Source organism: Chryseobacterium sp. MIQD13, assembly GCF_050496705.1.
Classification (GTDB): domain Bacteria; phylum Bacteroidota; class Bacteroidia; order Flavobacteriales; family Weeksellaceae; genus Chryseobacterium.
In genome coordinates this window covers 925,835-939,691 of record NZ_JBNWAF010000003.1, presented here as the reverse complement: position 1 = coordinate 939,691, position 13,857 = coordinate 925,835, and the positions used below count along the sequence as shown (strand labels likewise).

The following is a 13,857-nucleotide window of genomic DNA, read 5'->3' as shown; positions in this document are numbered from 1 at the left end:
TCAGTTTAGTCCAGCTTTTTATTCTTTTTCTGAAAAGCATAATAAGTCATTACCACACTTAAGGCCATTAAAATAAATGCCAGGAAGAACGGTGCCCCTGAAAATTCAAATGGTGCTTCATCATGGGTAAAGAAATAAAACAGATTGGTCATCAATGGTGGTCCTATGATGGAAGTGGCACTCATTAAACTTGTCAACGCTCCCTGAAGTTCTCCCTGCTCATTGGAAGGAACACTTTTGGTAATCACGGACTGCAGTGCAGGGCCACAAATACCTCCCAAACAGTAAGGAACCAAAAATGCAAACATCATCCAGCCTTTCGTAGCAAAAGCGAATAAAAGCATCCCAATTGCATATAAAGCCAATCCATAGTAAATACTTTTCTGCTCGCCCAATCTTGGAGTTGTCCATCGTATGAGGCCTCCCTGAACCAAACCCACCAGAGCTCCTACGACTCCCAATGAAATTCCAACCATCTTTTCTGTCCAGTTAAATTTATACATGGTAAAAAAGCTCCAGTTACTCTGTACGGCATGTCCCGCAATATAGATTAAAATAAGGGCAAAGATCAATCCTGAAATTTCAGGGTGTTTACCTAAAAATTTAAATGATCCAATAGGATTTGCACGTTTCCAGTCGAATTCTCTTCTTTTATCCTTATCTAAACTTTCAGGAAGAACAAAATAGCCGTAAAGGAAGTTTAAAAGACATAATCCGGCTGCCGCATAAAAAGGCACTCTCGCTCCATACTGTCCTAAAACTCCTCCCAATACAGGCCCAATGATAAATCCCAGACCGAATGCCGCCCCAATAAGCCCAAAGTTTTTAGCCCTGTCTTCATCCGTAGAAATGTCGGCAATATAGGCACTGGCCGTTGTTACGCTGGCTCCGGTAAGTCCGGCAATAATTCTTCCGAGAAACAGCCACCAGATAGTTGGTGCAAGGGCAAGGAAAATATAATCTACAGCAAATCCGAAGAGAGAGATGAGGATAATTGGTCTTCTTCCGTATTTGTCACTTAAATTTCCAACTACTGGAGAAAAAATGAACTGGGTAAATGCATATGCAAAACCAAGCCAGCCACCATATTTTGCAGCTTCACTGATATCAGCATGAATAAGCTCCTCAATTAATTTGGGAACTACAGGGATGATGATTCCCCATCCCGTAATATCAATCAGTAAGGTAATAAATATGAAGCCGATGGCTGCTTTTTTCTTTGAGTTTTCCATAATGGTGCAAAATTAATCAAATCCGAAATATAATGGTTCTAAATTGTTGCTTTTGGAGAAAGGAGTCAAGGGTCAAGAACCAAGATACCAGACATCAGATTTCAGATATTAGACTCGCAAATATAAATTTAAACCCTGAATTTTAAATATTAAATTTTTAAACCCGGACTCCAAAACTTTTTATCCCAAACCCGAACCCCATAATTTAAAGCTCTTACCCTCTAATACTCTCAAATCCCGAAACTCATTCCCGGTACAAAAAAAGACCGCTTCTTTCGAAACGGTCTTTACTTATTTATTGTAGTTTATATTACTTTGAAGCAAGTACTTCTTTGCTGGTCGTTGTTTTACCATGCACTCCCTCTTCTTTTCCTTTCTTAAGGAAATCGTAAGCGATGGCCGATGCAATAAAGATTGATGAATAAGTACCGAATCCGATACCAATCAACATGGCAAACATAAATCCTCTAAGGTTATCTCCACCAAAGATAAAGATCGCCAAAATTACAAGGATCGTTGTAAATGAAGTGTTGAAAGTTCTACCCAATGTACTGGAAATAGAGTCATCAAATAATCCCGCCAGTGTTAAAGCTTTCTTCTCTCTTAAATACTCTCTAATTCTGTCGAAGATAATAACGGTATCATTGATTGAATATCCTAATACAGTAAGGATTGCCGCAACGAAATCCTGATTGATCTCCATGTTGAACGGCATGAATTTATGAAGCAATGAATAAGCTCCTAAGATAATAACCGCATCATGGAATAGAGCTACAACAGCACCTAAAGAGAACTGCCATTTTCTAAATCTTAACAAGATATAGATAAAGATACCTGCCAAAGCAGCTACCACAGCAAGAATACCGTGAGTTTTAATATCATCTGCTACCGTAGGTCCTACTTTTTCGGAAGAAATAATTCCTGCATGTTCTTTGTCTGCAGATTTGAAATCATGCAATGTTGTGTTAGCAGGCAAGCTTGTTTTTAATCCTTCGTATAATTTTTGTTCTACAGTCTGGTCAGCTTTTAAAGATTCATCTTCAATAAGATAATCTGTAGAGATTTTCAATTGTCTGTCGTTTCCAAACGTCTTAGCTTCAACGGAAGAATTCTTACCGTCTTCAGTTTTGAATACTTTTACTAAGTTCTGTTCAATATCTTCAGCGTTAACAGCTTTATCAAATCTTACCACGTAATTTCTACCTCCTGTAAAGTCAATTCCGTATTTGAATCCGTGGATAGCAATAGATGCAATACAAACCAATGTTAAAACACCAGAAATGATATATGCGTACTTTCTCTTTCCGATAAAATCGATCCATGTATTTCTGAACAGGTTCTTCGTTGGAGCCGTCCAAACAGAAAGATGTTTTCCTTTGTTCAGTCTTGAGAAGATCATCACTCTTGAAAGCAATACAGAAGTAAAGAATGTCATTAAGATACCAATTCCCAACGTCAGAGCAAATCCTTTAATAGGTCCTGTTCCGAACAAGAAAAGTACACCAGCTGTCAACAATGTCGTTAAGTGACCGTCAACGATCGCACTTAAGGCATGTTTGAAACCGTCTTTATAGGCTTCCATAATACTCTTGCCGGCAAACAATTCTTCTTTGGTTCTTTCGTAGATAATTACGTTCGTATCTACTGCCATTGCCATCGTAAGAACGATACCTGCGATACCAGGAAGTGTCAGAGTAAAGTCTCCGGAATCCATAATTCCGAAAATATAGAATAAGTTAATAATCATTGCAATTACAGCGTACACACCTGCACCACCGTAATAGAAAATGATATAAACAATAATAATCAGGAATGCGATAGCAAATGAAATAACACCGGCATTAATAGATTCCTGTCCTAATGAAGGTCCTACAACTGTAGCCTGAACTACTTTTGCTCCTGCAGGTAATTTACCTGCACCTAAAACGTCTACCAGCTCTTTAGCTTCCTCCTGAGAGAAGTTACCGGAGATCTGCGTTCTACCGTTAGGAATAGCACCTACAACGTTTGGTGCCGTGTAAACTCTGCCATCCAATGTTACAGCAACCGGTTTACCTACGTTTTTCTCAGTTAATGTTTTCCATTCTTTAGCCCCTTTGGAATCCATCTGCATGTCTACCACTATTCTGCTCAGCTCATCATAGCCAATACTAGCAGTTTCAACAGCACCGTCTACCGGAGCTTTCTGGTTGATGTTACCTCTGATTGCATACAATACTAAACTTTCAGCATCTGTAGCTTCAGGCTTGTAACCCCACATAAACTGAGTATATTTAATGTTTGCAGGACGTAATGACTGACCTACTTTGCTGTTTAAAATCTTGTTTACAGCAGCAGTATCTGAAAGTTTAACGCTTGCAACACCATTTGATCTTAATTTGTCAAGGTTTAAAAGATTCATGAAGTTGATATTCTTCGCAACTCCCATCGAATCACCTTTTATTGCCACCATTGTAGTCAATGTCTGGAAATATGGAGCCATTTCAGGAACCTGCTGAACTTCCCAGAACTGAAGTTTTGCAGAAGTCTGAAGCATTTTCTTCACCTTGTCGATATCTTTCATACCGGGCATTTCAACAGAAATTCTTGCTGTACCAGGTACTCTCTGAACGTTTGGCTGCACAGCACCCATTTTATCGATTCTGGTTCTGATTACTTCGAAAGCTGTACCTACAGAAAGATCAATTCTTCTTTTTATGATACTTTTTACCTGCTCATCAGAAGTATTGTATTTGATTTCTGATAAATTGGTATTCCCGAAAAGTTCAGGATCTGCAAGCTTAAAGTTAGTCCCTTTTGCCTTGTTGATCGCTTCAAACTGGTCGAAGAAATTATCAATATAAGATTTTGTAGAATTCTTCTGAACTTCATCAGTCTTGTTTAAAGCCTCAATAAGAACAGGATTGGTAGAATAATTGGTTAAATCATTCACCAAGTCTCTTTGGTTGATCTCCAAAAGAACGTTGATCCCTCCTTTAAGGTCAAGACCAAGTTTCATTTCCTTGTCTTTGGCTTTAGTGTAATAAAGTTTTGTGAATCCCAGATTCAAAGTATCCTTGGAAAGTCTTGCGATTTCTTTCTGATACTTTTCCGGATTGTCTCCTGCAACAGCAGTCGCCTGCCTTTCAATTTTGCTTGCATACCAGGTTGGTAATAGCTCATTTAAGCAAATTAACCCCAGTACAATTGCAACAATTGTAATAAGTCCTTTTCCTTGCATTTTGTTATAACTACGTTAAATTAAGTCGGCAAATATAATGATTTTATTATTATTTTATGAATTTTTTAACAGCAGAAATGGTTTATTTTCAGATATATCCGAGTTTTAATTTCTATTTAAGATTTAATAATTTTTCCTCCTTATCGTAATGAATTTTTCAAATTCTGATTGGTATAAAATTTTCATTCATTTATCAATACACTAAATATCAAAATATTATGAAAAAACTATTTTTTACCCTAAGCGTTTTTTCTTCTTTAATTGTTAATTCTCAAAGCATTAATTTAGTAGAATTCGCGTCCGGGCTCACCAGCCCGGTTGAAATTACGAATGCCAATGACACCCGTCTTTTCGTTGTACAGCAGAACGGGATCATCAAGATCATTCAGCCCAATGGAACCATCAACGGCGCTGACTTTTTAAACATCAGCACCAAAGTTCTTTATGGCGGAGAAAGAGGTCTTCTTGGGCTTGCATTCCACCCTCAATATACCACGAACGGATATTTCTTCGTGTATTACAACAATGCAGCGAATGGAAATATTACAGTCGCAAGGTATTCTGTAAACACCACCAATCCGGATATTGCAGATCCTGCTTCTGAAAAGATCCTGCTGAGTATCCCAAAACCTTTTGACAATCACAACGGCGGAAGCATTCATTTTGCTCCGGACGGAAATCTCTGGATTGTTACAGGAGACGGCGGAAGCGGCGGGGATCCTAATAACAACGCCCAGAATATAAATTCACTTCTGGGAAAGATGTTAAGAATAGATGTGAACTCTACGGGACCTTATAATATTCCCCCCGGAAACCCTTTTGCAGGAAATTTAGTAACCGGAGCCGATGAAATCTGGGCATATGGCCTCAGAAATGCATGGAAATTCTCATTTGATACCACTACAGGAAATGCCATGATCGCAGATGTAGGCCAAGGAGCTATTGAGGAAATCAACAGAATACCGGCAACACAGGCAGGAGTAAATTACGGTTGGCGATGTTATGAAGGAAATAATGCATACAACACAGCCGGATGCGGAAGTATGGCTTCCATGACATTTCCGGTAGCGGTTTATAACCATTCGGGAGGCAGATGCTCCATTACCGGCGGCTATGTTTACAGGGGAAGTCAATATCCTGCCCTTCAGGGGAAATATTTCTTTGCAGATTACTGTTCCGAACAGATCGGGTATATGAATCCTGATAACTCTATTGTGTGGAACCCGGCAAGTTCAGGGAATAATTTCTCAACTTTTGGAGAAAATTCGCAGAAAGAATTGTTTGTAGCTGCTGTGAACAGTGGAAAAATATTTAAAATCACAACAGGAGCACTGGCTACAGACGAAATTTCCAGCTTAAATCCTATAGGTATTCATCCCAACCCCGCTTCTGAGAAAGTTTTCGTTGAAGGACTTTCAGACATGAACAATACAGTCGATCTCATTAGTACAGAAGGAAAAATAGTTCTGGAAAAAGCAAAAATTGAATACGACGGCAGCGTTGATATTACAGGAATTCCACCGGGAGCTTATTACATTATTATCAAATCAGGAGATGTGAAATCTTACAGTGAAAAACTTATTATTAAATAGCATGACATATTTTGATTCTTTTTAACACATTTAAATAAAAAAAGCGGCTCAGGATCTGAACCGCTTTTGTTTTATATCGTCATAGAGAAAATTCTTGTTTCCGGCTTATTCCTCATCATTCTGAGATCAAAAACCATGGCAACGTTTCTCGTAAATGCTCTTCCTTTTTCGGTAATTTTGATTTGATTGTCATAAATCTCCACCAATTCATCTTTCTCCATCTCTTCCAGCATTTCAAATGCATTCTCTAGTTCAGGAAAAGAGTTTTTATCTGTAAATGTGGTTTCAAGCTGACACATCAGATTCAGGATATGTCTTCTAACGGTAAGATCTTCTTTATCAAGTATGTGTCCTTTCACAACCGGAATTTTGCCTTCTTCCACCATTTTCTGATATTCTTCCACCGTTTTTACATTCTGGGCGAAAGCATACCACGAATCTGAAATGGCTGACATTCCAAGGCCTACCATCAATTGGGTTTTACTTGAAGTATAGCCCATAAAATTCCTGTGAAGCTTTTTATGAATCAGAGATTGGTAAAGGTCATCATGTTCCAGAGAAAAATGGTCCATTCCCACCTCAATATATCCTAAATCCTGAAGTAATTTTTTCCCATCTTCATATAAACGGCGTTTTTCTTCACCGCTCGGCAGATCATTTTCATCGAAACCTCTTTGCCCTACACCTTTTACCCACGGAACGTGTGCATAAGAATAGAAGGCAAGTCTATCCGGTTTCAGTTCCATTGTTTTCCTGATCGTATATTCCATCGCCTCCCAGGTCTGGTGCGGAAGCCCGAAAACCAGATCATGACTGATTCCTCTGTATCCAATCTCTCTGGCCCATTCCGTAACCGCTTTTACATTTTCAAACGGCTGGATTCTGTTAATCGCTTTCTGAACTTTAGGATCGTAATCCTGAACACCAAAACTTACTCTTCTGAAGCCCAGATCATACAAAGTCTGGAGATGATCTCTTGTTGTATTGTTAGGATGCCCCTCAAAAGAGAATTCAGGATCCTCTGCTATTTCTACCGTTTCAAAAATCCCTGTCAGTAATGTTTTTAAATTCTGGGGAGAAAAAAAGGTAGGTGTACCACCTCCAAGGTGAAGCTCTTTCAGCTTCGGTTTCTCTTCAAAAAGTTCAAGATAAAGTTTCCATTCCTTTAAAACGCTTTCCAGATAAGGAATTTCAACGCTGTGTTGTTTTGTGATACGCTTGTGGCATGCACAGAACGTACACAATGCCTCGCAGAAAGGCAGGTGGATATAAATAGAAATTCCCTCCTCTGCATTACTTTCATGAAAAGACCTGATGACAGTCTCTTTCCACTTTTCAGGTGAAAAGGTGCTTTCATCCCAATACGGAACGGTAGGATAAGACGTGTAACGCGGTCCGGGAATGTTATACTTATCTATTAAAGAATTCATTTCAAAATTTAAAATATTATCGGATCATGAAATTTAAACTTAACATAAATTTCATTCTGCAAAATTAACCATTACGAATGGATTTTAAACCATGAAATATATTAGGCTGTATTTTATAATGAATCTAAATACGATGGCTACACGAATTTTTCAAATACTGATAAATTCTATACCTGAAATTTAAAATTTTAATTTCATCACAGAAATTTTGCCGTTTCCTGCAAAAACCACCGTATTCCCATCTACCCAGCTGCAAACGAAAAATCCTTTCTCATCGGAAATTTTCTTCCATGTTTTCCCAAAATCTGAGGAATAGCTGATGTGTTTATCTCCTACCGCAATGATTTCTTTCCCTTTTGACCCGGGTTTAATCTTCACACAGGTTGTATAGCCTGCATTATTTCCCGAAGCCTGAATCTGCCAGCTTTCGCCACCGTTATTTGTTGTTGCAATATTATTGATATTTGCGTCCTGTTTTGTGTAATCACCCCCTACGGCAACCCCGAATTTATCATCATAAAAGTCTATTGAATACATACCCTGGGAAGATTCTCCCTGGATAAAAGGAGTGTTGAATACATCAATTTTTTCACTTTTAAGATCCATTCTTAAAATTCTTGATGCTTTTCCACCTGTAGCAATCCATAAGAACTTTTTGGACGATGCAATATTGGTATTACTGGCAGCAAAAGCAGCTTCACCGCTGTTCAGTTTTACATTATTTTTGAACATCCCCCATTTCCCATTACGGTAAACAGCCAGTTTCAGCAGATTATCCTTGTCTGCATCGCTGAAAGTGAAAGCCAGCTTATCATTCACAAAGTGAAGGGCGTCATAAAAAGCTGTTTTCGCAGTATCCGTAAAAACAATTTCCGATTTCAGGTCTTTTTTATTGATTTTAAAAAAATTAGCGGGACTCTCAATATTAATGCCATAAAAAGCATTGTTATCCTGCGCCAGTGTTCTGAACTGTAATTTTTTATCAGAAAGAGGGGTCTGTTTCTGGCTTTCATGATTTTTAAGGTCCACAAAACCGAATTTTGAATCTGTTCCGCTGTACCAGACCTTGTTATCATATATTTCAATAGCTCTGATACTAATCTTATCATTCAAGATAGTGGTAAAGCTTTCTATCTGCTGGGAAAATACAAATATTCCCAGGCAGAAAAACATAATGGAAAAAGTTTTCTTCATAGTAACAAAAATAAAAAATCCACAGAATTCCGTGGATTTTAAGTTGATATTTTTTATTAATCTAAATCAGGTTTTTCTAAAGGCTCCTGTTCTGCTTTAAAAGTTTCCCCAAACTCTCCGTTCTGAAGTTTTGAGTGCTTTTTACTGTACAGGAAGTAAACAAAGAATCCGATGATCAGCCATGCAAAAGAATACATCTGTGCTTCTTTGCTTAGGTTAAAGATCAGATAAACGTTGATTGCAATACCCAAACAAGCGATTAAAGGAAGTGCAGGTACTTTAAAGTTTCTCTGCAAATTAGGCTCTTTTACTCTTAATACCCAAACTGCAACACAAACCATTGTAAATGCGAATAATGTTCCGAAACTGGTCATGTGTGCAAGATCATTGATCGGGGTAAGAGAGGCAATAACAGCAATAACTACTCCCAGAATAAGAAGGTTTTTGGTAGGTACTCCTGTCTCAGGGTTTACTTTTGAAAAAGTAGCAGGGATCAGACCATCTTTAGACATTCCTAAGAAGATTCTTGACTGTCCCATGATCATTACCATTAATACAGAGATCAATCCTACTGTAGCTGCAATGGTAATAATGTATCCGGCCCATGCATATCCTGCAATGTCAAATGCGTAGGCTACAGGAGCTTTGATCGCATCAGGGTATTTACCAAGCGGATTAAAGTCTGTATAATGCATCATTCCTGTTAACACTAAGGAAACAAGGATATATAAAAGTGTACAGATAATTAATGAAGCGATGATCGCAAACGGTACATCTTTTTTAGGGTTGATAGCTTCTCCCGCCTGTGTAGAAACAGCATCGAAACCTACATAGGCAAAGAAGATAGCCGATGCTCCGGCTACTACCCCGGCGATACCGTAAGCGGAGTGCGAGACTCCATTTTCCGTAATCGTTGTAGCTTCAGGAATAAAAGGAACCCAGTTTTTAAATGGATCAGCAGAACCGAAAATAATAAAAGCACCTGCAATAATTACGAAAATAATAGCAGAAACTTTAAGGATTACAATAAAGTTATTGGCTTTTGCAGCTCCTTTTGTTCCTCTGATAAGAATGGAAATTACAAAGAAAACAATTAAAAAAGCAGGTAAATTCATTGAAAAACCGGAGTTACCAGCAGCAAGATAAGTCTGCGGATCGGTGGTAAGATAAGCCGGAAGATGCAGCCCGAACATTTTGAGAAGTTTCCCGAAATATCCCGACCAGGACACGGCGACGGTCATAGATCCCATAGCGTATTCCAGTATCAGCCCCCATCCAATGATCCAGGCAAAAATTTCCCCTACCGTTCCATAAGCGTAAGCATATGCTGATCCTTCTACAGGAAGTATGGAAGCAAATTCTGCATAACAAAGTGCTGCAAATACACAGGCAATTCCTGCAATTACAAATGAAAGCGCCAGTGCAGGCCCTGCATTATAATAAGCACCCGTTCCTGTAAGTACAAAAATTCCTCCTCCAATGATTGCTCCGATTCCGATAGCAGTAAGGCTCCATTTTCCCAGAACGCGTTTCAGCTGACTTTTTTTGATATCAGCTTCATAGGCGCTCATTGGTTTCTTAACCCAAATTTTAGACATGTTTTATTATTTAATTAAAGATTTACGAAAATATAAAAATTTTACAAACCTTAACATTTATTGACAAACTTTCCTAATTTATTTTAAATAAAAATGTTTAAAAAATTGATTTACACATTATTTAATTTATTTTCAAAAGTGCTAATTTTTGCGTATTTTTGATCGCATGAATTTATATGATCTTTTCCTGAAACCGTATGAAAGCTACAGTACCATGCAAATTTTGCTGGAAGCTACCGGTGCATTTTTCGGAATTTTGAGCGTCTATTTTTCAATTAAAAAGAATATCTGGGTATACCCTACCGGCATCGTTTCTACCCTGATCTATGTTTATATCCTTTTTAATTTTGGCTTGCTCGGCGACTGTATGATTAATGTATATTATACAACCATGAGCATTTATGGATGGATCTTATGGTCAAAAAATTCTGAAGATCATATTCATGTAGATGTGAGCTGGGCCACAAACAGAGAAAGAATATTTGCAGGGGGTCTTTTTATCTTAAGCCTTGCACTCGTCACACTTATTTACTATCACAAACCTTATATTGACAATAAATTTTCCATGGAAGGTACCAGCTTAGGATTGTATCATCTGGATTGGGCCAATTGGCTTGATGTGATCACAACTTCTATATTTTTAGTAGGCATGTGGTTTATGGCCAAACAGCGCATTGAGAACTGGATTTTCTGGATCATCGGAGATTTTATTTGCATCCCTATGATGATTTTTAAGGAACTTGGAATCACTTCGGTTCAATATTTGGTATTTACCATAATGGCGATCTCAGGATACGTCAATTGGAAAAAAAGTTTAAAAGAAAAAAGTACAATAAAGTCATGAAAAATTTATTTAAAATAGCATTCAGTATAGTAGCTATTAGCAGTTTAACCTCATGTATGGCATATAGTGACGGATATGCTAATAACGGATATGGAAATAGTGGTTATGGTTACGGTTATGGAGATCCATATTATAACAACGGATATTATTATGCTCCTTCCGGATATTACGGAACCGGTGGTTATTATGGAAATGACGGCTATTATTACAGAAACGATGTTAATTATTATTATGATAATGGCGTTCCTTATTACTACTATAATTCTGGAAACAACAGGAGAAAAGTATATGTGGAAAGAAAAACTACGGTAACTTCTCAAAGATCTAACGGGTTCCAGAATACACGTAGCAATAACGGAAACAACAATAACGGGTTCAACAGCACAAGAAATAATAGTAACAACGGAGGATTCAGAAATTCGAATAACGGAAACTATAATAACGGCCAGAGACCACAGAGCAACCAGAACAATGGGGGCTTCAGAAATTCAGGAGGAAGTTATCAAAACAATCAGGGAAACCAGAATAATCAGAATAACGGAGGTTTCAGAAGTACTCAGCAGTACAACCAAAATCAGAACAGCACCAGAGTGGAATCCTCAGGCAGCGGGTTCAGAGGAAGCACAAGTACCCAGAGTAACACTCAGCAAAGCAGCGGTTCTACAAGACAGCGATCAAGCGGAGGTGGATTTAGATAAAACGATTATAAATAAGAAAACGGACAGCTAACACTGTTCGTTTTTCATTTTAAATATATTAATTTTGCTCGTTAATTTTAGACAAAGAATATGGAATTTTATAAATATCAGGGGACCGGAAATGATTTTGTAATGATAGACAACCGTGATCTGCAGTTCCCTAAAGAAAAAGATCTTATTGAAAAACTATGTGACAGACGTTTCGGAATTGGTGCAGATGGACTTATCCTTCTGGAAAATGATAATGGCTATGATTTCAAAATGGTATATTATAATTCCGACGGCGGTGAAAGTACCATGTGCGGAAACGGTGGAAGATGCCTGGTTGCCTTTGCTTTCTTTCTGGATATTTTTGAAGATAAATGTAAGTTTATTGCCATTGATGGTGAACATGAAGCAGAGATCCACAATGGTATCATTAAACTAAAGATGATTGATGTGGATACGATCTCCGGTGACGGAGAAGATACGGTGATGAATACCGGATCACCACATTATGTAAAATATGTGGAAGATTTGGTGAATTACAACGTTTTTGCAGAAGGACACGGTATCAGAAACTCAGAAAACTATAAAGAAAATGGCATCAATGTGAATTTTGTAGAAAAAATTACCGATGATGAAATTTTCGTAAGAACCTATGAACGAGGCGTTGAGGATGAAACTTTCAGCTGCGGAACAGGAGTTACAGCTTCTGCTTTAACTTTTCTGCAAAAAAACAATCTAATCTCTGTAAAAGTTAAAACTTTAGGAGGAAATCTTAAGGTTCATGCTGAAAAAAACGGAAATTCTTTTCAAAACATTTGGCTTGAAGGTCCGGCAAAGCAAGTTTTTAGAGGTAAAACAGATCTTATTTAAAAACTCAACTTTTAATCAACTTTTTAACAATGAAAAAAACTGTTCTCATTATCGCTCTCATTATTGTTGGGGCGGCAGGATTTTTTGGTTTCAGATTTTATAATAAATATTATGGAAACAATGTGGAGAAAGACGGCTATGTCCTGATTCCTCACAAAGCGGATTTCAAGCAGATTCTTGATTCTGTGGGCCCATATGTAAAAGATAAGGAAGCTTTTGAAGCAGTTGCCAGAGATAAAAACCTGGATAAGTTTTTTAAGCCTGGTCGATATCATTTTCAGGCAGGAGCAGGAAACACTAATCTTGTGAATATGATCAAAGCAGGAAACCAATCTGAAAACAGTTTCAGAATAGGAGATTTTGGAGATATGTATCAAATGATCGGAAAGGTATCCAAAAAAACAGAAGTGGATTCCTTACATTTTGTCAATGATCTGAACGCTGTGGCAGCTGAAAAAGGGTATAAAAATGCAGAGGATTTAAAGAAATATTTTTTCATCGACACCTATAATTTTTTCTGGACAGTAAGTCCAAGAGAGTTCTTCAAAAAATTCGATGAGCAGTACAATGAATTCTGGACAAGCGAAAGAAAAAACAAGGAACAGCAATCCGGACTGACCAGAGATCAGATTTATGCACTGGCATCCATTGTTTACAAAGAATCAGGAGGAAAAAAGGACGAGATGAAAACGATTGCAGGATTATATCTGAACCGCTACAGAAAAGGAATGAAGCTTCAGTCTGATCCTACAGTGATCTATGCAATCAATAAACAAACCAATTTTAAAGAACCAATCAAGAGAGTATTATATAAGCATTTGTCCACACCATCACCATATAATACGTATGCTAACGCCGGAATTCCTCCGGGACCTATCTGCGTAGTAGATAAAAGCTCTGTAGATGCAGTTTTGAATGCAGAAAGCAACAATTATATATTTATGTGTGCTGATCCTGCAAGATTTGGTTTTCACAAATTCACAGCAAGTGCCGAAGAGCATGCCATCAATGCAAAAGCTTATCAGGACTGGCTGAATTCAAAAAATATAAAATAAAAACCAAATTTAACTTTTATTTAACAATACAATAATTAACTTTTAACAATTATACACGACATATACAATTACAAATAAATACATAAATCGTAATATTTGACATCAAACCCAATTAATGATTTCACAATATTAAGAC

Annotated in this window: 10 protein-coding genes; 5 read left to right on the top strand and 5 right to left on the bottom strand. The window is 37.6% G+C overall.

Translation table 11 applies throughout. From position 1 onward, the window contains the following. Positions 1–5: 5 nt before the first annotated feature. Both ACQWU4_RS16575 and secD read right to left on the bottom strand, forming a co-directional pair. Positions 6–1,232: a TCR/Tet family MFS transporter gene (locus ACQWU4_RS16575; RefSeq protein WP_429936869.1), complete on the bottom strand. Its 1,227-nt coding sequence runs from the start codon at positions 1,230–1,232 to the stop codon at positions 6–8. Between the two features lie 310 nt (positions 1,233–1,542). Continuing rightward, on the bottom strand, positions 1,543–4,452 hold the full coding sequence (secD, locus tag ACQWU4_RS16570; RefSeq protein ID WP_429936868.1) for a protein translocase subunit SecD: 2,910 nt from the start codon (positions 4,450–4,452) through the stop codon (positions 1,543–1,545). Positions 4,453–4,670: 218 nt separating this feature from the next. Here secD and ACQWU4_RS16565 point away from each other — a divergent pair, with 218 nt between their 5' ends. Then, positions 4,671–6,044, top strand: coding sequence for a PQQ-dependent sugar dehydrogenase (locus ACQWU4_RS16565; RefSeq protein WP_429936867.1), 1,374 nt, complete (start codon positions 4,671–4,673; stop codon positions 6,042–6,044). Positions 6,045–6,115: 71 nt separating this feature from the next. Here the strand turns inward: ACQWU4_RS16565 and hemN are convergent, their stop codons facing one another. The 3 genes from hemN to ACQWU4_RS16550 form a co-directional block, all read right to left on the bottom strand. Beyond that, the gene (gene hemN / locus ACQWU4_RS16560) at positions 6,116–7,474 is read right to left on the bottom strand and encodes an oxygen-independent coproporphyrinogen III oxidase (protein WP_429936866.1); all 1,359 of its coding nucleotides are present in this window, start codon (positions 7,472–7,474) and stop codon (positions 6,116–6,118) included. A gap of 180 nt (positions 7,475–7,654) precedes the next feature. Then, a complete protein-coding gene (locus ACQWU4_RS16555; RefSeq protein WP_429936865.1) occupies positions 7,655–8,668 on the bottom strand; it encodes a glycosyl hydrolase in 1,014 nt (337 codons plus the stop codon). Positions 8,669–8,724: 56 nt separating this feature from the next. Beyond that, on the bottom strand, positions 8,725–10,266 hold the full coding sequence (locus ACQWU4_RS16550) for an APC family permease (RefSeq protein ID WP_429936864.1): 1,542 nt from the start codon (positions 10,264–10,266) through the stop codon (positions 8,725–8,727). Positions 10,267–10,432: 166 nt separating this feature from the next. On the opposite strand from ACQWU4_RS16550, the gene pnuC reads away from it, so the two are divergent. The 4 genes from pnuC to mltG all read left to right on the top strand — a co-directional run bounded on the left by pnuC (position 10,433) and on the right by mltG (position 13,721). Next, positions 10,433–11,110, top strand: a complete 678-nt coding sequence (pnuC, locus tag ACQWU4_RS16545; protein ID WP_429936863.1) for a nicotinamide riboside transporter PnuC — start codon at positions 10,433–10,435, stop codon at positions 11,108–11,110. Beyond that, positions 11,107–11,808, top strand: coding sequence for a hypothetical protein (locus ACQWU4_RS16540; protein ID WP_429936862.1), 702 nt, complete (start codon positions 11,107–11,109; stop codon positions 11,806–11,808). Before pnuC ends, ACQWU4_RS16540 begins: the two co-directional genes overlap by 4 nt. A 90-nt stretch (positions 11,809–11,898) precedes the next feature. After that, on the top strand, positions 11,899–12,666 hold the full coding sequence (gene dapF, locus ACQWU4_RS16535; RefSeq protein WP_429936861.1) for a diaminopimelate epimerase: 768 nt from the start codon (positions 11,899–11,901) through the stop codon (positions 12,664–12,666). Between the two features lie 29 nt (positions 12,667–12,695). Beyond that, positions 12,696–13,721 (top strand): endolytic transglycosylase MltG, encoded by a 1,026-nt coding sequence (gene mltG / locus ACQWU4_RS16530; protein WP_429936860.1) that lies wholly within the window; start codon positions 12,696–12,698, stop codon positions 13,719–13,721. The last annotated feature ends 136 nt before the right edge of the window (positions 13,722–13,857 follow it).

What these genes read in the sequence shown, in the direction of transcription:
- ACQWU4_RS16575 (WP_429936869.1), bottom strand. Translation starts at nt 1,232, where the DNA reads ATGGAAAACTCAAAGAAAAAAGCAGCCATCGGCTTCATATTTATTACC.
- secD (WP_429936868.1), bottom strand. Translation starts at nt 4,452, where the DNA reads ATGCAAGGAAAAGGACTTATTACAATTGTTGCAATTGTACTGGGGTTA.
- ACQWU4_RS16565 (WP_429936867.1), top strand. Translation starts at nt 4,671, where the DNA reads ATGAAAAAACTATTTTTTACCCTAAGCGTTTTTTCTTCTTTAATTGTT.
- hemN (WP_429936866.1), bottom strand. Translation starts at nt 7,474, where the DNA reads ATGAATTCTTTAATAGATAAGTATAACATTCCCGGACCGCGTTACACG.
- ACQWU4_RS16555 (WP_429936865.1), bottom strand. Translation starts at nt 8,668, where the DNA reads ATGAAGAAAACTTTTTCCATTATGTTTTTCTGCCTGGGAATATTTGTA.
- ACQWU4_RS16550 (WP_429936864.1), bottom strand. Translation starts at nt 10,266, where the DNA reads ATGTCTAAAATTTGGGTTAAGAAACCAATGAGCGCCTATGAAGCTGAT.
- pnuC (WP_429936863.1), top strand. Translation starts at nt 10,433, where the DNA reads ATGAATTTATATGATCTTTTCCTGAAACCGTATGAAAGCTACAGTACC.
- ACQWU4_RS16540 (WP_429936862.1), top strand. Translation starts at nt 11,107, where the DNA reads ATGAAAAATTTATTTAAAATAGCATTCAGTATAGTAGCTATTAGCAGT.
- dapF (WP_429936861.1), top strand. Translation starts at nt 11,899, where the DNA reads ATGGAATTTTATAAATATCAGGGGACCGGAAATGATTTTGTAATGATA.
- mltG (WP_429936860.1), top strand. Translation starts at nt 12,696, where the DNA reads ATGAAAAAAACTGTTCTCATTATCGCTCTCATTATTGTTGGGGCGGCA.